The sequence below is a fragment of the Brevundimonas sp. genome, from assembly GCF_035627475.1.
Classification (GTDB): Bacteria; Pseudomonadota; Alphaproteobacteria; order Caulobacterales; family Caulobacteraceae; genus Brevundimonas.
Genome location: NZ_DASPLR010000030.1, coordinates 47,884 through 66,394 on the forward strand (window position 1 = coordinate 47,884; position 18,511 = coordinate 66,394).

Annotated in this window: 20 protein-coding genes; 7 read left to right on the forward strand and 13 right to left on the reverse strand. The window is 71.0% G+C overall.

All coding sequences use genetic code 11. The features are described 5' to 3' along the window. Nucleotides 1–54: 54 nt before the first annotated feature. The gene (locus VEA62_RS08080) at nt 55–240 is read right to left on the reverse strand and encodes a (2Fe-2S)-binding protein (protein WP_324820392.1); all 186 of its coding nucleotides are present in this window, start codon (nt 238–240) and stop codon (nt 55–57) included. Between the two features lie 131 nt (nt 241–371). Here VEA62_RS08080 and thiE point away from each other — a divergent pair, with 131 nt between their 5' ends. The 5 genes from thiE (at nt 372) to VEA62_RS08105 (ending at nt 6,410) form a co-directional block, all read left to right on the forward strand. Continuing rightward, entirely contained in the window at nt 372–1,031 is a 660-nt protein-coding gene (gene thiE / locus VEA62_RS08085) for a thiamine phosphate synthase (protein WP_324820394.1), read from the forward strand. Between the two features lie 68 nt (nt 1,032–1,099). Further along, nucleotides 1,100–2,797: an ATP-binding protein gene (locus VEA62_RS08090; RefSeq protein ID WP_324820396.1), complete on the forward strand. Its 1,698-nt coding sequence runs from the start codon at nt 1,100–1,102 to the stop codon at nt 2,795–2,797. A gap of 91 nt (nt 2,798–2,888) precedes the next feature. Next, nucleotides 2,889–4,292 (forward strand): cytochrome ubiquinol oxidase subunit I, encoded by a 1,404-nt coding sequence (locus tag VEA62_RS08095; RefSeq protein WP_324820398.1) that lies wholly within the window; start codon nt 2,889–2,891, stop codon nt 4,290–4,292. Continuing rightward, nucleotides 4,289–5,314 carry a cytochrome d ubiquinol oxidase subunit II gene (cydB, locus tag VEA62_RS08100; RefSeq protein WP_324820400.1) on the forward strand — a complete coding sequence of 342 codons (1,026 nt, stop codon included), beginning with the start codon at nt 4,289–4,291 and terminating at the stop codon, nt 5,312–5,314. Before VEA62_RS08095 ends, cydB begins: the two co-directional genes overlap by 4 nt. Before the next feature lie 160 nt (nt 5,315–5,474). Next, nucleotides 5,475–6,410 carry a hypothetical protein gene (locus tag VEA62_RS08105; protein ID WP_324820402.1) on the forward strand — a complete coding sequence of 312 codons (936 nt, stop codon included), beginning with the start codon at nt 5,475–5,477 and terminating at the stop codon, nt 6,408–6,410. Here the strand turns inward: VEA62_RS08105 and VEA62_RS08110 are convergent. From VEA62_RS08110 to VEA62_RS08135, 6 genes are all read right to left on the reverse strand, one after another. Continuing rightward, nucleotides 6,407–7,636, reverse strand: a complete 1,230-nt coding sequence (locus VEA62_RS08110; protein ID WP_324820404.1) for a glycosyltransferase — start codon at nt 7,634–7,636, stop codon at nt 6,407–6,409. The two genes, VEA62_RS08105 and VEA62_RS08110, sit on opposite strands and share 4 nt — an antisense overlap. 147 nt (nt 7,637–7,783) lie before the next feature. Continuing rightward, the gene (locus tag VEA62_RS08115; protein ID WP_324820406.1) at nt 7,784–8,263 is read right to left on the reverse strand and encodes a hypothetical protein; all 480 of its coding nucleotides are present in this window, start codon (nt 8,261–8,263) and stop codon (nt 7,784–7,786) included. Between the two features lie 64 nt (nt 8,264–8,327). Beyond that, nucleotides 8,328–8,771, reverse strand: a complete 444-nt coding sequence (locus tag VEA62_RS08120; protein ID WP_324820409.1) for a YkgJ family cysteine cluster protein — start codon at nt 8,769–8,771, stop codon at nt 8,328–8,330. Then, nucleotides 8,756–9,094: a VOC family protein gene (locus VEA62_RS08125; protein ID WP_324820411.1), complete on the reverse strand. Its 339-nt coding sequence runs from the start codon at nt 9,092–9,094 to the stop codon at nt 8,756–8,758. Before VEA62_RS08125 ends, VEA62_RS08120 begins: the two co-directional genes overlap by 16 nt. Before the next feature lie 158 nt (nt 9,095–9,252). Then, nucleotides 9,253–9,978 (reverse strand): ABC transporter permease, encoded by a 726-nt coding sequence (locus VEA62_RS08130; RefSeq protein ID WP_324820592.1) that lies wholly within the window; start codon nt 9,976–9,978, stop codon nt 9,253–9,255. Nucleotides 9,979–9,992: 14 nt separating this feature from the next. Then, complete coding sequence (locus VEA62_RS08135; protein WP_324820413.1) at nt 9,993–10,946, reverse strand: ABC transporter ATP-binding protein; 954 nt, start codon at nt 10,944–10,946, stop codon at nt 9,993–9,995. Between the two features lie 101 nt (nt 10,947–11,047). Here VEA62_RS08135 and VEA62_RS08140 point away from each other — a divergent pair, with 101 nt between their 5' ends. Next, nucleotides 11,048–11,545, forward strand: a complete 498-nt coding sequence (locus VEA62_RS08140; RefSeq protein ID WP_324820415.1) for a DUF2975 domain-containing protein — start codon at nt 11,048–11,050, stop codon at nt 11,543–11,545. Next, nucleotides 11,545–11,781, forward strand: a complete 237-nt coding sequence (locus VEA62_RS08145; RefSeq protein ID WP_324820416.1) for a helix-turn-helix transcriptional regulator — start codon at nt 11,545–11,547, stop codon at nt 11,779–11,781. Before VEA62_RS08140 ends, VEA62_RS08145 begins: the two co-directional genes overlap by 1 nt. On the opposite strand, the gene VEA62_RS08150 is transcribed toward VEA62_RS08145, so the two are convergent. The 6 genes from VEA62_RS08150 to VEA62_RS08175 all read right to left on the reverse strand — a co-directional run bounded on the left by VEA62_RS08150 (nt 11,778) and on the right by VEA62_RS08175 (nt 18,482). Further along, nucleotides 11,778–12,272: a DUF6702 family protein gene (locus tag VEA62_RS08150; protein ID WP_324820417.1), complete on the reverse strand. Its 495-nt coding sequence runs from the start codon at nt 12,270–12,272 to the stop codon at nt 11,778–11,780. The genes VEA62_RS08145 and VEA62_RS08150 overlap by 4 nt on opposite strands. A 4-nt stretch (nt 12,273–12,276) precedes the next feature. Beyond that, nucleotides 12,277–14,640, reverse strand: a complete 2,364-nt coding sequence (locus VEA62_RS08155; RefSeq protein ID WP_324820594.1) for a M1 family metallopeptidase — start codon at nt 14,638–14,640, stop codon at nt 12,277–12,279. Between the two features lie 116 nt (nt 14,641–14,756). Next, nucleotides 14,757–15,740, reverse strand: a complete 984-nt coding sequence (locus tag VEA62_RS08160; protein WP_324820419.1) for an alpha/beta hydrolase — start codon at nt 15,738–15,740, stop codon at nt 14,757–14,759. 117 nt (nt 15,741–15,857) lie between these two features. Further along, a complete protein-coding gene (locus VEA62_RS08165; RefSeq protein WP_324820421.1) occupies nt 15,858–16,307 on the reverse strand; it encodes a DUF305 domain-containing protein in 450 nt (149 codons plus the stop codon). Nucleotides 16,308–16,726: 419 nt separating this feature from the next. After that, a complete protein-coding gene (locus VEA62_RS08170; protein WP_324820423.1) occupies nt 16,727–17,908 on the reverse strand; it encodes an acetyl-CoA C-acyltransferase in 1,182 nt (393 codons plus the stop codon). Between the two features lie 76 nt (nt 17,909–17,984). Further along, nucleotides 17,985–18,482 (reverse strand): helix-turn-helix domain-containing protein, encoded by a 498-nt coding sequence (locus VEA62_RS08175; RefSeq protein WP_324820425.1) that lies wholly within the window; start codon nt 18,480–18,482, stop codon nt 17,985–17,987. Nucleotides 18,483–18,511: the final 29 nt, after the last annotated feature.

The following is an 18,511-nucleotide window of genomic DNA, read 5'->3' on the forward strand; positions in this document are numbered from 1 at the left end:
ACACTTCTCACGACATTGAAAATGCGAATGAATCTCCCGCCCGGAAAGGGCGGCCTATTCGGCGGCGAGGGCGAAGGACTGGCGGGTCTCGTCGATCATCTCGCGCATTTCGCAGACGCAGCGGGCGCACTGGGGGCGGCACTGGTGGCGGTCGAACACGTCCTTTGGACGCGTCGCGCCCGCCTCGATGGCCCGGGCGACGTCACGCTGGCGAAGGCCGTTGCAGTTGCAGACGTACAAGATGCGAACCCGCGAGAGATTGCGAACGGTTCGCTATTAGCAGGCGGATTGCGGCGAATGCAAGTCGTTCGCACTCCGGTCTTGTACGTAGCGCGCTTGACCGCGGCCGCCGTCCGCCGCACTTCCCCGGCATGGCCAGAGAACCCCTCGTCCCGCCGCGTCCGCCCTGCCGGCTGTACCTGATCACCCCGCAGGAGATCGCCGACCTCGCCGCATTCGCGGTCGCCCTGGATGGCGCGCTCGCCGCCGGCGACGTGGCCGCCCTGCAGATCCGGCTCAAGCCCGCCGACGACGCCGCGATACTCGCCGCCGTCGAGGCGCTCGCCCCCGTCGCCCGCGCCCACGGCGTGGCGGTGATCCTCAACGACCGCCCGGACCTCGCCGCCCGCTCAGGCTGCGACGGCGTCCACGTCGGACAGTCGGACGCGAGCCTGGCCGAGGCTCGGCGGCTGATGGGCCCCGACGCGATGATCGGCGTGACCTGCCACGACAGCCGCGAACTGGCCATGGACGCGGCCGAGGCCGGGGCCGACTACGTCGCCTTCGGCGCCTTCTTCCCGACCACGACGAAGGAGACGGCCCACCGTCCCGATCCCGAAATCCTGTCCATCTGGCAGGAGACCGTCGAGATCCCCTGCGTCGCCATCGGCGGGATCACGCCCGCCAACGCCGGCGATCTGGCGCGGGCGGGGGCGGATTTCGTCGCCGTCAGCGCGGCCGTCTGGAACCATCCCGAAGGACCCGCGGCGGCGGTCCGGGCCTTCAATCAGGTGCTGAACGCAAGCGGCTGACCTTCAGGGGATATTAGGAAGCGCCGGGCTAAGGAAACCGGAAGACAAGCCGCTCCCCCGGAACCCCAATGCTCATGAGCCGTGCGCTCGATCCGTCCGAACCGGTTGCGGCCCCCGGGGCCAGCGCGAAGCCGCGCGCCGATGCGCCCATGGCGGTCAACAGCGCGGTCGCCTTCTTCCGTGAGCCGCTGGCCCCGATCTTCACCGCCATGGCGGTGATGGTGCTGGTCGTTCTGTGCATCCATTTCGCCCGCACCGCCGGCCTCGTCGCCGCCCTCTGGGGCGCCGGAGGCCTCGCCGTCGCCGTCTGGCTCCGGAACGCCCGCGGACCGTCGTACGACGTCTGCTTCGCAGGCCTGCTGGCCACCGGCATCGTCGCCGGCGAACTGCTGGCCGGCAACTCCTACCTCCTCAGCGCCCTGTTCACGGTCCTCAACATGATCGAGATCGTGGGGGCGGTCCTGCTGGCCCGGCGGTTCGCGCCGACGCTCAACCTGGCGACCGTCGACGGCGCCTGCCGCTTCCTGCTCAGCGCCGCCGTCATCGCCCCGGTACCCGCCGCCGCCGCCGCCGCGGCCGCGCTGTACATGATCCAGGGCGACGACCCCTTCTACACCTTCCAGACCTGGTGGTTCGGCCACGCCCTTGGCATCGCCGTCCTCGGCTCCTTCGGCCTGTCGCTGACCCGGCGCCATCTCGTCATGCTGCGCAATCCTGTCCGCGCGGCCGAGGCGGCCGTCCTTCTGGCCCTGCTCGTCGCGGTCTGCGTCGGTGTCTTCTTCCAGTCCCAGGTGCAGGTCGGCTTCGTTGTCGTTCCCGTGCTGATCCTGTTCGCCGCCCGCTTCCGCGTGCTGGGAGTCTCCACGGCCCTGGTGCTGGTGGCGATCACCGCCGTCGGCGGCTCCATGATGGGCCGCGGCCCGTTCATCTCGGCGGGCCCCGATCTGGCCGACCAGGCCCTGCTGGCCCAGCTGATGGTGCTGCTCGGCTGCATGCCGATCCTGCTGGTGGCCTCCCTGCTCGAGGAGCGCGACCGCCTGTCCGACCGCGCCAAGGCCGGCCAGATGCGCGCCGAGCGCGCTTCCGAAGCCAAGTCCCGCCTGCTCGCCAACGTCGCGCACGAGATCAAGAGCCCCGTCGGCGGCGTCATCGGCATCGGCGAGCTGTGGAAGACCGGCCAGCTCGGCGCGATCACCCCGACCCAGGGCGAAATGGCCGACATGCTGGTCAAGACCGCCCGCCAGGTCGAGGCCCTCGCCCACGACCTGCTCGACGTCGCCCGGGCGGAGTCCGGGGCGGTCAAGGTCGAGCTGCGCCCCACCGACGTGCCCGGCGTTCTCGAGGACGTGCGCCGCGCCACGGCCCTGCGCCCCGAGGCGAAGGACATCCGCCTGCACGTCGTCAGCGAGGGCGACGGCCTGATCGCCCTGGCCGACTCCCAGCGCCTGACCCAGGTGATCGCCAACCTCGCCTCCAACGCCGTCAAATACGGCGGCGCCGGCGGCGTAGTCGTCTTCCGCGCCAGCAAGATCTACGACGGCGTCCGCATCGAGGTCATCGACCGCGGCCCCGGCCTGTCGACCGAGAAACAGGCCCAGCTGTTCGAGCCCTTCAACCGCCTCGGCCTCGAACGCTCGACGGTCGAGGGGCACGGCATCGGCCTGGCCCTGGCCAAGCGGCTGGTCGAGCTCCAGGGCGGGGCCATCGGCGTGGTCTCCACCCCCGGCGAAGGCGCGGCCTTCTGGGTCGAGCTCCCGGCCGCCTGAGCTTGGCCGTTGCGGCTTTCCGCCGCGCGAATCCGGCCCCTGTGGACCTCACCGACCCATCGGCGCATTCTTGGGAGGACACTCACCGAGGATGTCCGCCGTGGAATATGATCCGCTGCTGCTGTCGCGCCTGCAGTTCGCCTTCACCATCGCCTTCCACATCCTCTTCCCGGCCTTCACCATAGGCCTGGCGGCCTTCCTCGCCGTGCTGGAGGGATTGTGGCTGGCCACGAAGCGCGAGGCCTTCAAGACCCTCTACCTGTTCTGGGTGAAGATCTTCGCCATAAGCTTCGGCATGGGCGTCGTCTCCGGCATCGTGCTCAGCTACCAGTTCGGCACCAACTGGTCGGAGTTCATCCGCCTGACCGGCGGCGTCATCGGGCCGCTGCTGGCCTATGAAGTCCTGACCGCCTTCTTCCTCGAGGCCTCCTTCCTCGGCGTCATGCTGTTCGGCTGGAAGAAGGTCGGCCCGCGGCTGCATTTCCTCGCTACCGTCCTGGTCGCCGTCGGCACCACCATCTCCGCCTTCTGGATCCTGTCCGCCAACAGCTGGATGCAGACCCCGGCCGGCTACGAGGTGCTCGCCGACGGCCGCATCGTCGCCACCAGCTTCATGGAGGCGATCTTCAACCCCAGCTTCCCGTCGCGCATGGCCCACATGCTGATCGCCGCCTTCCTGACCACCGCCCTGGTGGTCGGCGGCGCCTCGGCCTACCAGCTGCTGCGCAACCGCGACCAGGCGGAGAGCCGCCTGGCCCTGACCATGGCCGTCGGGCTGATCGCCGTCCTCGCCCCGATCCAGGTGCTGGTCGGCCACGAGTCCGGCCTCGTGGCCAAGGACCACCAGCCCCAGAAGCTGGCCGCCATCGAGGCCTACTGGGAGACCCGGGCCAACCACCCGCTGATCCTGTTCGCCATCCCCGACCGCGCCTCCCAGTCGAACCATTTCGAGCTCGCCCTGCCCGGCGGCGGCGTGCTGGTCGCGCCCGCCGACGAGGTGGTCACCGGGCTCGACGCCTTCGCCCCCGAGGACCAGCCGCCGGTCTTCCTGGTGTTCTGGAGTTTCCGGATCATGGTCGGGCTGGGCGTCCTGATGCTGGCGCTCGGCCTCTGGGGAGCCTGGCTCGTCTGGCGCAGGCGCCTCGTCGGCAGCCGCGCCTTCATGCGCTTCGCCGTGGCCATGGGGCCGGCCGGCTTCGTGGCGGTGATCGCCGGCTGGGTCGTCACCGAGGTCGGCCGCCAGCCTTGGGTGGTCCAGGGGCTGGTGCGGACGGCCGACGCGGTCTCGCCCGTGACCGCGGGCTCGGTCGCCACCTCCCTGCTGATCTACGTCACCGTCTACGCCATCGTCTTCGTGGCGGGGGCCATCTACATCCTGCGCCTGCTGGCCGAGGGCCCGGTCGCCGGCGCGGCCGAACCCCGGCCGGACGGCCAGCGCGCGCCGGGAACCCCGCTCGCCGCCGCGCCCGAGGAAACTCCGGGAGATCCGCAATGAGCCTCGACCTTCCGCTCATCTGGGCCGGGCTGATCGCCACCGGCGTGCTGCTCTACGTCCTGCTGGACGGCTTCGACCTCGGCGTCGGCATACTGTTCCCGTTCTCGCGCAGCCGCGAGGACCGGGACGTGATGATGAACACCGTCGCGCCCGTATGGGACGGCAACGAGACCTGGCTGGTGCTGGGCGGCGGCGGCCTGCTGGCGGCCTTTCCCCTGGCCTATTCGATCGTCATGCCGGCCTTCTACCTGCCGGTGATCCTGATGCTGGCGGGGTTGATCCTGCGCGGGGTGGCGTTCGAGTTCCGCTTCCGGGGGCGGGCGAGGGGGCGGCCGTTCTGGACCGCCATGTTCGCCTTCGGCTCCATCCTCGCCGCCTTCGCCCAGGGTTTGATCCTTGGCGGCTTCATCCAGGGGGTCGAGGTCGTCGACGGCCGCTTCGCGGGCGGGACCTTCGACTGGTTCACCCCCTATACCCTGCTGGTGGCGGCGGGTCTGGTCTGCGGCTACGCCCTGCTCGGCGCGACCTGGCTGATGTGGAAGACGACGGACGACCTGCATGGCGACGCCCGGCGCTGGGCGCTGATCTCGGGTGTGCTGACGGCCCTGTTCCTGGTCGGGGTCAGCCTGTCGACCCTGGTGGTCCACCCCATCGTGGCCGGGCGCTGGGGCTGGACCGGCGGCGGCCTCGACATGGGCCGTTTCCTCACCCTGTCGTGGATCCCGTTGCTGGGCCTTGTCGGCCTTGTGCTGGTGGGCGCAGGCGTGCGCCGGGCCTCGCATGGCCTGCCCTTCGTCGGCGCCGCCCTCGTCTTCCTGTCGGGCTACTCCGGCCTCGCCGCGGGCTTCTTCCCCTATGTCGTGCCCTATGCCGTCGACTTCCGTCAGGGGGCGGCGCCCGACAATGCGCTGGGCCTGATGCTGGTCGGCGCCGTGGTCATCCTGCCGCTGATCCTCGCCTACACCGGCTGGGTCTACTGGGTGTTCCGGGGCAAGGTGACGCCGGAGGCGGGCTATCATTAGGATCGAGCCGCCGCCGGAACCGGGCGAAGCGTCCGGCCCGCTGTGGAAGCGGCTCGGCTGGTTCGCCGGCCTCGCCGTCGCGGCCTCGGCCGTCACCGCCGCGGTCGCCTATGCGCTCAGGGCCTTGCCGTTCATGGGCTGAGGCGCGACAGTCCGCCCCATGATCACCGCCGCATCCGCCGCCGTCGCCCTCCTGCTCGCCGCGCCGCAGCAGGCCGCGCCCCCGAGCGCAGCCCCCCAGAGCGCGCCCCAGAGTCCGCCGCCCGGCGCCGACATCACCAGCAGCCTCAACAGCGGCCCGCCCCGCCCCGCCACCTATCTGGCGCCCGAGCCCGTGACGCCGGCTCCGGTCGCGACATCCACGCCGGCGCCCGCCGTCGCGCCTCCGGCCGCCACCCGGCCGGCGACCGCTTCCGCCCCCGCGCCCGTACGCCCGGCGGTGACGCCCGCGCCCGCGAGCGGCGTGGCTGTCACCGCTCCCACGGCCGCGGCTCCAGCCCGCCCTGCCGAAAGGCCGCCCGCGGCGACGTCGGCTCCGGCTCCGGCCCCGGCCCCGGCGTCGGCCCGGTCCGTCCCGGCGCGTCCGGTCGCCACCCCGCCCGCAAGTACGGCGGCGGCCCCGGCTCCGGTCCGGCCCGCGCCCGCCCCAGCCCGCCCGGCTCCGGCGACTGTTCCCGCGACGGCGCCTGCCCCGGCTGAGCCGCCGCCGCCGCCAGCCGTTCCGGCCGTCACCGTCCTCGACGCCGCCGCCCGCGCCGCCCTGCCGTTCACGGTCGACCTGCCGGCCGGGTTCGAACTCGTCACCGGCCGGCCCGGCCCGGACTTCAGGATCTACACCATCCGCCGGGGCGACCGCTCCTTCGCCATGATCTACACGGGCCCCGCCTCGCAGTTTCCCATCTACAGCGGCGAGGTGCTCGAGGCCGCAGGACGGGCCTCGGTGGTCTCGACCGAGGACGGCGTCCGCTACGCCCGCGAACACCTGTTCCAGCGCGAGGGCGCCGACCCCCGCGAAATCCACGTCTGGACCATGAGCCTCGAGGGCGCCGATCGCGCTCTCGCCGAACGCATCGCCCAGTCGGTGGACGTCCGCTAGCGGCCGCAGGCCCGGCCGATCGTCTCCACAAGCTCCCGCGCGGCCCTTGCGGCTCCGTCGCCGCGGATCAGGCCCGCGACGGCGGCCGAGCGGACGCGCGTCTCGGCCCGCAAGACTGTCTCCAGTCCGGCGGACAGGGACTCGACTGTCGGGACCGGTCCCGCGTGCGCCACGCCGACGCCGAGGTCGGCCACCCGCCCGGCCCAGTAGGGCTGGTCCGCGATCTGCGGGACGATCACCTGGGGCGCCCCCGCCCGCGCGGCGGTCGTGGTTGTGCCTGCGCCGCCGTGGTGCACGACGGCGGCGACGCGCGGGAACAGCGCCTGCTGGTTGACGTCACCCACGGCGAAGGCGTCGGTCCCCTCGTCGATCAGGGCGAGGTCGGCCCAGCCCCTCGCCAGGACGATGCGCCGTCCCTGTGCGCGAACCGCCTCGATGGCGACGGAGGCGGCGTCCTTCGCCCCCGCCATGGCCATGCTGCCGAAGCCGACATAGACCGGTGGCTCGCCGGCCGCGAGAAAGGCCTCCAGCCCGGCCGGAAGCGGCCGGTCGTCCGGCAGGATCCATGCGCCCGTCTGCACGGCGTCGGTCATCCCCGTCGGCCGCCACGGACCCAGCACCGGGTCGCAGGCCAGCCACGGCCGGTCCGTGAAGACGTAGTCCCGCACGTGGTCCGCCACCGCCAGGCCGACGGCGGCCCGATGGTTGTTCACCGCCTCGCCGAACAGGGCGTCCATCGCCCGGTCGTTCGCGTCCCACAGCGCCACATGGTCGGTCACGCCCGGCGGGTGGGGGTGGCCGGGATACTCCAGCGGCGGATGGTGCGGCGACGGCAGGATGATCGGACAGTAGCTGGTGTGGACGTAGGGGATGCCCCGCGTCTCGGCCACCGCCTGCGCCGCCGCCGTCGACGGGAACAGGCCGGTGGCCACGACGGCGTCGCAGCCCTCGGCCGCGGCGGCGAGGGCCTCGTGCTGGGCGGCGACCATCTCGGCCGCGGCCCGGGGCAGCTTCCATCCCGACCGCCTGGCCAGGTCGATCCAGGCGCGCACCGGCATGAAGGCGGGGGCCAGGCGGACGCCGGCCCGGTCCAGCAGCCTGCAGAATTCCGGATCCGCCGGCGCGGAGACGACCGCTTCGGCCCCTATCGCCTGCAGGGCCGCCGCCAGCCCCGCCATGGGCTCGACATCGCCGCGCGATCCATAGGTCGACAACAGCACGCGCATGGAACCCTCCCGTCCGGTTTTCGAGGGCTCGACAAACTGCGCATATTTCGCCGCCTGCCAATTCTTGAACTGAACTATTTCGTCCCCAGATCCCCATCAGGCGGGGCGGGGGCCATGCGTCAGATCGCGCGAACCGGCCCGGCCTGATCAGGCCATCGCAAACCCGTAGCCGGCGGGCTCGCCGTCATCCGACGGGGGGCTGTTCGTGCGGGTGGTCCTGCTCCTTGGGGGGCGGCGGTCGCGGCCGGCGACCTTCGCGACGATCCGGGACGAAACCTGCTGAACCTGGCCGACGAGCGCCACGGCGACGATCCGGACGCGCGCCCTCGCCGCGACAGCGACGGTCAGCAGAAACACGTCGAGGAAGACCGAGACGTCGAACATCGTGAACCAGACGATGAGATCGGGCGCCATCAGGCTGAACAGCCGGAGGCCTTCGCTCTCGAACAGCCAGAACAGGATCGCGCCGGCTGTCCCCAGGGCGCAGTAGAAGGCCGCCTTTCCCGGCGTGACCCCGCCGAGGCGTTCGGCCGGCAGATCGACGAGCAGTCTGCGAAGGGCGCGGCCCAGCGGGTTGGTCGGGAAGGCGACAAGCCACAGCACCACAAGCATCACGCAAGCCAGCATCACGACCCCCGAACGGCGTTTCCTCGATATGGGCGGCGGCCGCCGGCGCGCAACCGGGGCCGGATCAGGCCGGGTTCGCCCCGGCCCGCCGCACTGCCTCATCCGCCGTGCCCAGGCGCACGCCGCGCCGGCCCGCGAACACCAGCACCTCCATGCCCGGCGCGGCGGCCCAGCGCCGCAGCGTCGACTGGTAGGGCTCGCGCCGCCAGTCGTGCGGCCGCGCTGGATCGGACTCCACGATCAGCCGCGCCCCGCCCCGTTCGCTGTGCAGCACGAACCCCGCCGTCGAAGGCTTCCACGCCTCGTCCAGCGCCTCCGTCAGCAGCCACAGGCAGTTGAATGCGCGGCAGTCGCCGGGCCGCGTCTCATAGACCGCGCAGCCGCCCGCCTTGCTGAAGTGACGGCACCATTTGCCCGCGGGCTTGTCGAGCGCCGTAACCCCCATCAGCTTGCAGCACAGGCCGCAGTCGCCGCAGCTCTTCGCGGGCGGGTTCAGGTCTCCGACCACACCGCCAGCTCGTTGCCCGCCGGGTCGCGGAAATGGAACCGCCGTCCGCCGGGGAAGGCGAAGATCGGCTTGACGATGGTCCCGCCCGCGGCCTCCACCCTGGCCAGCATGGCCTCCAGATCGTGCGCGAACAGGACGGGCAGGGGCGCGCGCGTGGCGTCCTCCTGGGCGTCGAAACCGCCGTCCAGCCCCTCGTCGAACGCGGCGTACTCCGGTCCGTAGTCTGTGAATTTCCAGCCGAAGGCCGCGCCGTAGAAGGCCTTGGAAGCGGCCAGGTCGCCGCCCGGCAGTTCGAGATAGTCCAGCTTTCCGTCTTCACGCATGGGGATGCTCCGTCAGTCGCCACCGACCCTTCGGGCTTGCCACGCCGTCCGGCGTCACGCAATCTGCGAATGAGTCGCAAATAGATGAGGCGGGGATGATCGTGCAGCTGACCGGAAGCGCCGCCCTGGCGCGCCTCATGCGCGGGGACCGTCCGGCCTCACAGCACCTCGCGCCGGCTCAGATGGACCAGGGCGGCGACCATCGCCGCCACGCCGAGGCCAAGCCCCAGCCCCAGGGCCGTCTGGACGCGCCACGCCTCGCCGGCCAGCATGTTGACGGGCATCTGCCACGGGAAGAAGACCCCCTGTTTCGCTGAGGTCGCCACGACCGAGAAGAAGGTCCCGCCGATGCCCACCGCCAGCGCCGGCACGAAGCTGGCGTAGCGCAGGGCGACCCACAGCTGGATGGCGATCATCAGCAGGGCGGCGCCGAACATCCTGCCCATCATCGAGGCGCAGGCGGCCAGATCGAACGGCCCCGTCGGCTGCAGGTGCGGCATGATCGCCGCCGCCAGCATCACCGCGCCCCAGGTCAGCGCCAGCACCGCCGCGCTCATCAGCGCCACGACGGCCAGCACGCAGACCGCCTTGGCCGCATACAGCCGCCAGCGGGGCAGGGGCAGGGCGCGCAGATGGTCCCACGACCTCGGCCCGTGCTCCATGTGCGCGACCAGCGCCGTCAGGGCCGTCACGCTCATCGGCAGCATGAAGAAGGCCCAGATGCCCGAGGCGCTGACCATCCACATGTCCCACGGCTGCGGCGCCTTGCCCCGCATCATGTTGAAGAAGACGAAGATGGCGATCAGCGACGGCGCCGCCACGGCCAGCACCGCGGCCAGCGACCGGTTCAGCTTGCGGATCTCGACGAACAGGGGCGCGAACAGGGGCGAGGCGGTCATCAGGCGAACTCCGGCCGGGCTTTGACAGAGGTGGCGGCGGGTGAGGGCGGCGAGACCTCGCGGTAGATGCCCTCCAGCGAGCGCGACCGGGCGCCGATGGCGAAGACGGCGATGTCGGCCTCGACCAGGGCCCGGTTCAGCGAGGCGGAGGCGGTGCGCGCGTCCTCCCCCGGCTTCAGCCGTGCGACCAGCCCGTCCTCCGTCGGCGCGACGTCGAACCCCCGCGCCCGGGCCAGCGCCGTGGCGCGCCCGGCGTCGTCGGTCTGCAGCGCTATCTCCGGCGCCAGATCGGCCTTCAGCCTCGCCAGCTCCCCCTCCAGCACCAGCCGCCCGTGGCTGAGGATGCCCACATGGGTCGCCGTCTGCTCGATCTCGCCCAGCAGGTGGCTGGACAGCAGCACCGTGGCCCCGGTCCGCTCCGGCAGGGCCCTCAGGAACCGGCGCATGTCGGCGATGCCGTCCGGGTCCAGCCCGTTGGTCGGCTCGTCCAGCACCAGCACCGGCGGCGCGCCCAGCATGGCCCGGGCCAGCCCCAGCCTCTGCCGCATGCCCAGCGAATAGTCGCAGACCCGGCGCCGCGCGTGCTCCGTCATCTCGACCACCTCCAGCACCCGGTCGATCTCGCGCTTCGGCAGGCCCAGCAGGCCGCGCGTCAGGTCCAGGTTCTCGCGCCCGGACAGATTGCCGTAGAAGCCGTGCGCCTCCAGCAGCGCCCCGACCTTGCGCGCCGCCCCGATCCGGTCGCGGGCCACGTCGACCCCGCCGACCAGCGCCGTCCCGCCGCTCGGCCGGATCAGCCCCAGCAGCATCTTCAGCGTCGTCGTCTTGCCCGCGCCGTTGCGTCCCAGAAAGCCGTAGACGGCCCTGTCCGGCACGCTCATCGACACGGCGTCGGCGGCCAGCTGGCGTCCGAAGCGGCGGGTCAGGTCGCGGGTCTCGATGGCGGCGGTCATCGTCGGCGCTCTCGTTCGTTTAAGTCAGACATAAAGTTGCAAACGCGCGGTCTTTAAGTCAAGATTAAAGATAAGACAGCTTTCCGATCGGAGATCCCCCCGTGAGCCAGACGGACCTCGCCCGCTTCCGCCGCCGCTGCGCCCAGTTCCGCTGGCTGGCGGTGTTCATGGTGATCAGCGTCGGCGCCTTGCTGGCGCTGATCCATCTGGTCGCCCCGATCACGATCTGGTCGCGCGGGTCTCCGGACTTCGGCTCCCGGCTGGTCGTGTCCGTGATCTGGGCGATCCCCGCCGCCTGCTATCTGTTCGGCGTCTGGTCGATCGGGCGGGCCATGGGCGACCTTGGCAAGGGCCGCCTGTTCCAGCCGACGGTCTCGGACGCCCTGCGCCGGGTCGGCCTGGCCCTCGGCGTCGGTGGCGTGTTCAGCGTCTTCGTGATGAGCAATCTGTTGCGGGTGCTCGGCGAGGCGCGCGGCGGCTATCTGCATTTCGACGTGCCCGGCATGACCCTCGGCATGATCGGCGGGGCCCTGTTCCTGCTCGGCGGCGTGGTCGAGCAGGCCGGCAAGGTCCAGGCCGAGCTGGACGAGATGATCTGATGCCGATCCGCGTCACCCTCGACCAGCTGATCGTGAAGAAGGGCCTCAAGGCCCGCGACCTCGCCCAGGAGGTCGGCCTGTCGGAGACCCAGCTGTCCCTGTTCCGCTCCGGCAAGGTCAAGGGCATCCGCTTCCGCACCCTCGCCAAACTGTGCGCCGCCCTCGACTGCAGGCCCGGGGACCTGCTCGACTACGACTTCGATCCCGCCGACCTCGAGGCGGCGGAAGAGGACTAGAAGGTCACCGTCTGCGCTTCCGCGCCGGGCCGGAACACCACCGTCCGCGTCACCCCGCCGACCCGCACATTGACCTGCTGCTCCTGGTCGTCGTGCACGCCGGGGAAGAAGTCGAGGTCGACGGTCACCGCATGCACGTCGCGGTCGGCGGTCTCGCCGCCGAACACCACCCGGATGTTGTCGCCCGCCAGCGAGGTGCCGACGTGGCTGACCGGAACCGCCGCCCCGTCGACCGCCAGCCGGAACCGCGCCCCCAGATGCGCCTCCAGATCAGCCACGGCGCGCGGATCGTCGAGACTCGGCTGGGCCTCCGGCGCGATGCTGGGCAGGGCCGGCTCGACGTCGTGCGCTGCGAACCGGTGCGTCACGCTGACCGCGCCGGAGCCCTCGTCGATCTCGATCACCGTCAGCCCCGCATGGCCGCGATGGGCCAGGGCCGGCGAGGCCAGGCCCGCGATCAGCGCGGCGGTCAGGAGGGTGCGTTTCAGCATCGTGCTAGTCCCTGCGGCGCACGCGCGCGGCGGTGGAGTCGGGGCTGACCTCGACGTCGGAGTCGCGCATCCGGTTCTCCCCCGGAGGCGGCGCGGGCGACAGCCGCAGCGACCGCGCGTCGATGCGCTGCGGATAGAAGTTGTTGCCCCGGTCGGCGTCCGCCGTCTCCCACAGCGGGTCGATCTCGGCGCTGGTCAGGGTCTTGGACGACACGTGCTGCCACACCACCTGCCGGCTGTTGCGCCGCCACACCTCGGCCGGGATGCGGATCGTCTCGTCCGATCCGTCCGAATAGGTCAGCTTCAGGATCACCGGCATGACCAGCCCGCCGACGTTGCGGAAGGTGAAGCGGTAGATGTTGTCGTCGAAGCCCTGGGCCGCGCGACGGTCCTCGTCGGCCTTGCGGGCCGCGCTTTCGGCGTCGCGGCGCTGCTGGGCGGTGACCGTGAACCGGTCGGTCTGGTTGTAGAAGTCCCGCGTGGCGGGATCCCGCTCGACCACCGTCTCGATGCCCTCGTTCCGGTCCGCGGTCAGCGACCCCGGCTCGGCCTCGAAGCGCTCGCGGGCGGCGCGGGCGCGCACCTCCGGATCGGTGCTTTCCAGCCGCGCCGCGGTCACGCCTTCCAGCGCGATGTCGACATGGTCGGTCGAATAGAACCAGCCCCGCCAGAACCAGTCGAGGTCGACGCCCGAGCTCTCCTCCATGGTGCGGAAGAAGTCGTACGGCGTCGGTCGCTTGAAGGCCCAGCGCTGCGCGTATTCCCGGAACGCCCGGTCGAACAGTTCGCGGCCCAGCACCGTCTCGCGCAGGATGACCAGCGCCGTGGCCGGCTTGGCGTAGGCGTTGTTGCCGAACTGCAGCAGGCTGTCCGACTGGGTCATCACCGGCACCTGGTCCTGGCTGACCATGTATTCGACGATGTCGCGCGGCTCGCCCCGGGCCGGGAAGTCGGCGTCCCACAGCTTTTCGGCCTGGAACTGCAGGAAGCTGTTCAGTCCCTCGTCCATCCACGTCCACTGGCGTTCGTCCGAGTTGACGATCATCGGGAAATAGGTGTGGCCGACCTCGTGGATGACGACCCCGATCAGCCCGTTCTTGGCCCGCTCGGTATAGGTCAGGCTGCCGTCGTCCGCCCGCACGGGCCGCGGCCCGTTGAAGGTGATCATCGGATATTCCATCCCGCCGACCGGCCCGTTGACCGACTGCGCCGTGGGATAGGGATAGGTGAAGGCGAACTGGTTGTAGACGTCCAGGGTGTGGGCGATCGACTTCGTCGAATAGGCGTCCCACAGCGGCCGGGCCTCCTTCGGATAGAAGGACATGGCCATGACCACGGGATGCTCGGCGCTCTCCTGCTCGACGCCCATGGCGTCCCAGATGAATTTGCGGCTCGAGGCCCAGCCGAAGTCGCGCACGTTGTCGGCGCTGAAATTCCACGTCCGGGTGCCGGATCGCGCCGGCCGCGCCTCGGCCGCCGCGGCCTCCTGGGGCGTGACGATATAGACCGGCTCGTCCGCGGTCCGGGCCCGGTCCAGCCGCGCCCGCTGCTCGGCGCTCAGGATCTCGGGGTTCTGCAGTTCTCCCGTCGCCGCCACCACGTGATCGGCCGGGGCGGTGATCGAGACGTCGTAGTCCCCGAACTCCAGGGTGAACTCGCCCGAGCCGAGGAACTGGGCATTGTGCCAGCCCTCGTAGTCGGAATAGACCGCCAGCCGCGGGAACCACTGCGCCGCCAGAAACAGGCAGTTGCCGTCCTCGTGGGCCTTGGTGAAGCACTCGTAGCCGCTGCGTCCACCGACCACGTTGGTCTCGGGCAGGGGCAGGGTGAAGTCGATGGTGAAGGCGAAGCTCTGTCCCGTCGCCAGCGGCCGCGGCAGTTCGATCCGCAGCATCGAGTCGACGATGGTGAAGGGCAGGGCCTGGCCGTCCGGACCGGCGATGCGCAGGTCGTTGAAGCCGCCTTCCCAATCCTGGAAGCGCCGGATGCGGCTGATCTCGTTGACGCTGACGGTCTCGGAATTGCTGTAGGTCCGGGTGCGCTCGGCGAGGGAGTCGCGGCGATAATTCTGCTGGTCCAGCAGCAGCCACAGATACCCCAGGGCGTCCGGCGAATTGTTGGTGTAGGTCACCGCCTCGCGGCCGGTCAGGGTCCGCCGTCCCTCGTCCAGCGACACGTCTATGTCGTAGTCCACCTGCTGCTGCCAGTAGCGGTGGCCCGGCGCGCCCGAGGCGTTGCGATAGTCGGTCGGCGTTGGCCAGTCCTCGCCCTCGAACTGGCGGAACTTGTCCTCGAAACTGCCTTTGGACTGGTCGACCGGCCCAATGCTCTGGGGGGCGCTCTGCTGCGCCAGCGCCGCCTGCGCCATCAGGGAAACGCCGGCGACCGACGCAAGCAACAGTCCGATACGCATTCGAAACCATCCGTTCCTGAAGAGCCGCGGCGACCTTAACGGTCGACGACGTGCCCGCAAGGCGGAGAAGATTACACCTGTGTAATCCAGCCCCGCCGCATGCCCCACGCCAGCGCCAGACCGGGCCAGGCCGCGGCTGGCCGGCCCTCGATCAGCCGGATGCCGAAGCCGTGCCCGCCCTCCTCGAACAGGTGGGTCTCGGCCGGGACGCCCGCCGCCCTCAGCGCCGTCAGCAGCTGCAGGCTGTTCTCCACGGGCACGGCCGGGTCGTCCATGGCGTGCAGCAGGAAAGCCGGCGGGGCGCCACGCCAGTCCATCCGCTCCAGCGAATACCGCTCGATCGCCTCCGCAGTCGGCGCCTCGCCCAGCAATTCGCGCCGCGATCCGGCGTGGACGAACGGATCGGCCATGGTCGCCACCGGATACAGCAGGATCGACAGATCCGGCCGGAACGACCCCGCGTCCGCCGCGTCCACGGGAGCATAGGTCGCGTCCGTCCGCGCCGTCAGCATCCCGGCCAGATGCCCGCCTGCCGACGCGCCGAGCACCGGCACGCGCGCCGGGTCCAGCCCGTCCGCCGCGGCCCGCGCCCTTGCCAGCCGCAGCGCCCGCTGCGCGTCCTGCAGCGGCGCGTCCGGCCCGGCCGCCCAGCCATCCCCCGGCAGGCGGTAGCGCAGCACGAAACAGGTCACGCCCGCCGCCGCGAACACCCGCGCGCAGTCCATCCCCTCCTTGTCCACCACCGCCCATTTGTAGCCGCCGCCCGGGATCAGCAGCAGCGAGGCCCCATTCGGCCGCGCCGGCCGCAGCACCGTCAGCAGGGGCTCGGTGGTGTATTGCGCGAACCGGTCGTGGAAGGCCGGATCGGTCGAACGCTCCACCACCCGCGGGGTCACGGCCACCCGCTCCCCACCCGGCGCCCGGCCTGGCCACAGCCGGATCGTCTCCGCCGGATCCGGCGGGGCGTCAGTCTGCGACACCGGTGTCACTCCCGACCCGGGAAGCGGTGTCGCGGCCAGGGCGGCGAGGCCCAGCGCGTCTCTGCGGTTCAGCATCATGGGGTCGGCTCCTCCGCAGAGGCTAGGACGGCGCGCGCACCGTCGGCAAGGGCGGCGGCGCAGGGCCGGCCCGCCCTCTCAGCCCTGCCGCGCGGCGGAGGAGCGACCGGGTGCTCAGCCTTCCTTCGCCGGGGCGGCCGAAGCCTCGGCGCCGCCCGACTGGTGTTCGGCGATCCAGCGCTCCAGTTCGCCGATCTCGCGGCGCTGCATCGCCATGGTCTTTTCGGCCATCTCGCGCAGTTTGGCGTCGGGGTTCTGCCGCATCAGCACTTCGGACATGGCGATGCCGCCGCGATGGTGTTCGATCATCTTGCGGGCGAAGGTCTCCGAAGCGTCTGCGCCGGTGGCCTGCATCATCGCCTGCTGCATCTGCTGCTCGGCCTGCGAATAGGGCGTCTGCGGACCCGCCATGGCCGGGCTGTCCATGCCGTCGGCCCGTCGTGCGGCGTCGGCCGCTTCGGCGGCGCCGGCGGCTTCCGGGGCGGGCTCTTCCGCTGGCGTGCAGGCCGCCAGCAGGGTGGCGGCGGCGGCGCCGGCGATGACGGTCATGAGTCTGATGGACATGGTCTTCCTCCGTTGAGAGACCTGTCCAACCGGGCGCCGGCCCCCGCTGTTCCCCCTCCACCCCCGCGATCGTTTCCGCGTCCGAAGCGATGGCGCTGTGCTGACAATCCGCGGAACTATAGTCGGGTTCAGAGGAAAACATCCCGCCGCATCAACCACATCCGATTTTCTCGACGCTGTCTTCCCGCCTCAGTAGCGGGCGGGCGCATACTCCTTGCCGCGGTCCTCCCGGGGAACCGCCGCCGGTCTTTGACAATCGAATCGCCGCACGCGCCGCCAAGGCGCGTCAACGCCACAGCTGCCCCGGCGCCGACTCTGCCGACTCTGCCCCCCGAATTTCAGGGGCCCGGCCGGACCGGGTGCGACCTTGCCGTCTTCGCACCCTCCGTTTTCGGAGTTTTACCCGGGTAGAACCAGCCTCAGGCCAGTTCCACCGCCATGGCCACGGCCTCGCCGCCGCCGATGCACAGGCTGGCCACGCCCTTCTTGCCGCCGCGCGCCTGCAACGCCGCCAGCAGCGTGGCCAGCACCCGGGCGCCCGAGGCTCCGATCGGGTGGCCAAGCGCCGTGGCCCCGCCGTTCACGTTCAGCTTCGCGTGCTCGATGCCCAGCTCCTGCATGGCGATCATCGGCACCACGGCGAAGGCTTCGTTGATCTCCCACAGGTCGACGTCCTCGACCGACCAGCCGGCCCTCTTCAGCGCCTTCTGCATCGCCGGCACCGGGGCGGTGGTGAACAGGCCCGGCTCATGGGCGTGGGCCGAGTGGCTGACGATCCGCGCCACGATCGGCAGGCCCAGGGCCTTCGCCACGCTCTCGCGGGTCATGACCACGGCCGCCGCCCCGTCCGAGATCGAGGCCGAGGAGGCCGCCGTGATGGTGCCGTCCTTGGCGAACGCCGGCTTCAGATTGGGGATCTTCTCCGGCATGGCCTTGCCGGGCTGCTCGTCCTCACTGACCGTCTCCACGCCCTTGCGGGTGGTCACCTCGACCGGCGCGATCTCGGCCTTGAAGGCGCCCGAGGCAATGGCGTTGCGGGCCCGGGTCAGGCTTTCGATCGCATAGGCGTCCTGGGCCTCGCGCGAAAACTGGTAGGTCCCCGCCGTGTCCTCGGCGAACGAGCCCATCGGCTTGCCGGGCGCATAGGCGTCCTCCAGACCGTCCATCATCATCGAGTCGACGATGACGTCGTGGCCGATGCGGGCCCCGCCGCGGTGCTTGTTCATCAGATACGGCGCGCCGGTCATGCTCTCCATGCCGCCGGCCACGATGACGTCGGCGCTGCCGGCGGTCAGGGCGTCCGAGGCCATCATCACCGCCTGCAGGCCCGAACCGCACATCTTGTTGACCGTGGTCGCCTCGACATGGCGGCCCAGACCGGCGCCCAGCGCGGCCTGCCGCGCCGGGGCCTGGCCCAGACCCGCCGGCAGGACGCAGCCCATGTAGATCTGCTCGATCTTCTCCGGATCGACCCCGGCCCGCTCGACCGCCGCCTTCACCGCCGTGGAGCCCAGCTCGGTGGCCTTCACACCCGCCAGCGCGCCCTGGAAGCCGCCCATCGGCGTGCGGGCGAAGGAACAGATGACGATCGGGTCGGACATGGCGAAACCTTGGGAGGGTAGTGAAAAATCGGGGGCTAGATCGGCTCTTTGGACCCGCCGTGCAAGCGTGGGCGGCTCAGGCCGCTTCTTCGTCGGTGCGGGGCATCATCTCGCCGACCGTGGGCCGGTTCTCGGCGAGGTTCAGCTGGATGTCGCGCGGCTTGACCAGTTCGCCGCAACAGCCGCAGGCGATGCGCGGCGTCAGTTCCTGGCCGCAGGTCTTGTGGGTCATCGAGATGCCGGCGTCGGCCCCGCCGTAGACGTGCTTGGCGCCCCAGCCGTGCAGGGTGACCAGCACGCCGTACAGGTCCTTGCCCTTGGCCGTCAGCCGGTACTCGTTGCGCGGCGGCCGTTCGGAATACAGGTGCGGCTCCAGCACGCCGTGCTGCACCAGCGATTTCAGCCGCGCCGCCAGGACGTTGCGCGCCACGCCCAGCCGCTCCTGCCACTGCTCGAACCGGCTGACCCCGTTGAAGGCGTCGCGAATGACCAGCAGGGTCCAGGGATCGCCGATCACCTCCAGCGTGGCGGCGATCGAACAGCTCTGGCGAGAATAGTCTGCGGTGCGTCCCATGTGGCAAAGGTGACCCCGCGTCAGGCTTT

What these genes read in the sequence shown, in the direction of transcription:
- VEA62_RS08125 (WP_324820411.1), bottom strand. Translation starts at nt 9,094, where the DNA reads ATGCGTGAAGACGGAAAGCTGGACTATCTCGAACTGCCGGGCGGCGAC.
- VEA62_RS08150 (WP_324820417.1), bottom strand. Translation starts at nt 12,272, where the DNA reads ATGCTGAAACGCACCCTCCTGACCGCCGCGCTGATCGCGGGCCTGGCC.
- VEA62_RS08135 (WP_324820413.1), bottom strand. Translation starts at nt 10,946, where the DNA reads ATGACCGCCGCCATCGAGACCCGCGACCTGACCCGCCGCTTCGGACGC.
- VEA62_RS08110 (WP_324820404.1), bottom strand. Translation starts at nt 7,636, where the DNA reads ATGCGCGTGCTGTTGTCGACCTATGGATCGCGCGGCGATGTCGAGCCC.
- VEA62_RS08115 (WP_324820406.1), bottom strand. Translation starts at nt 8,263, where the DNA reads ATGCTGGCTTGCGTGATGCTTGTGGTGCTGTGGCTTGTCGCCTTCCCG.
- VEA62_RS08160 (WP_324820419.1), bottom strand. Translation starts at nt 15,740, where the DNA reads ATGCTGAACCGCAGAGACGCGCTGGGCCTCGCCGCCCTGGCCGCGACA.
- thiE (WP_324820394.1), top strand. Translation starts at nt 372, where the DNA reads ATGGCCAGAGAACCCCTCGTCCCGCCGCGTCCGCCCTGCCGGCTGTAC.
- VEA62_RS08155 (WP_324820594.1), bottom strand. Translation starts at nt 14,640, where the DNA reads ATGGCGCAGGCGGCGCTGGCGCAGCAGAGCGCCCCCCAGAGCATTGGG.
- VEA62_RS08145 (WP_324820416.1), top strand. Translation starts at nt 11,545, where the DNA reads ATGCCGATCCGCGTCACCCTCGACCAGCTGATCGTGAAGAAGGGCCTC.
- VEA62_RS08170 (WP_324820423.1), bottom strand. Translation starts at nt 17,908, where the DNA reads ATGTCCGACCCGATCGTCATCTGTTCCTTCGCCCGCACGCCGATGGGC.
- cydB (WP_324820400.1), top strand. Translation starts at nt 4,289, where the DNA reads ATGAGCCTCGACCTTCCGCTCATCTGGGCCGGGCTGATCGCCACCGGC.
- VEA62_RS08175 (WP_324820425.1), bottom strand. Translation starts at nt 18,482, where the DNA reads ATGGGACGCACCGCAGACTATTCTCGCCAGAGCTGTTCGATCGCCGCC.
- VEA62_RS08090 (WP_324820396.1), top strand. Translation starts at nt 1,100, where the DNA reads ATGCTCATGAGCCGTGCGCTCGATCCGTCCGAACCGGTTGCGGCCCCC.
- VEA62_RS08165 (WP_324820421.1), bottom strand. Translation starts at nt 16,307, where the DNA reads ATGTCCATCAGACTCATGACCGTCATCGCCGGCGCCGCCGCCGCCACC.
- VEA62_RS08095 (WP_324820398.1), top strand. Translation starts at nt 2,889, where the DNA reads ATGTCCGCCGTGGAATATGATCCGCTGCTGCTGTCGCGCCTGCAGTTC.
- VEA62_RS08105 (WP_324820402.1), top strand. Translation starts at nt 5,475, where the DNA reads ATGATCACCGCCGCATCCGCCGCCGTCGCCCTCCTGCTCGCCGCGCCG.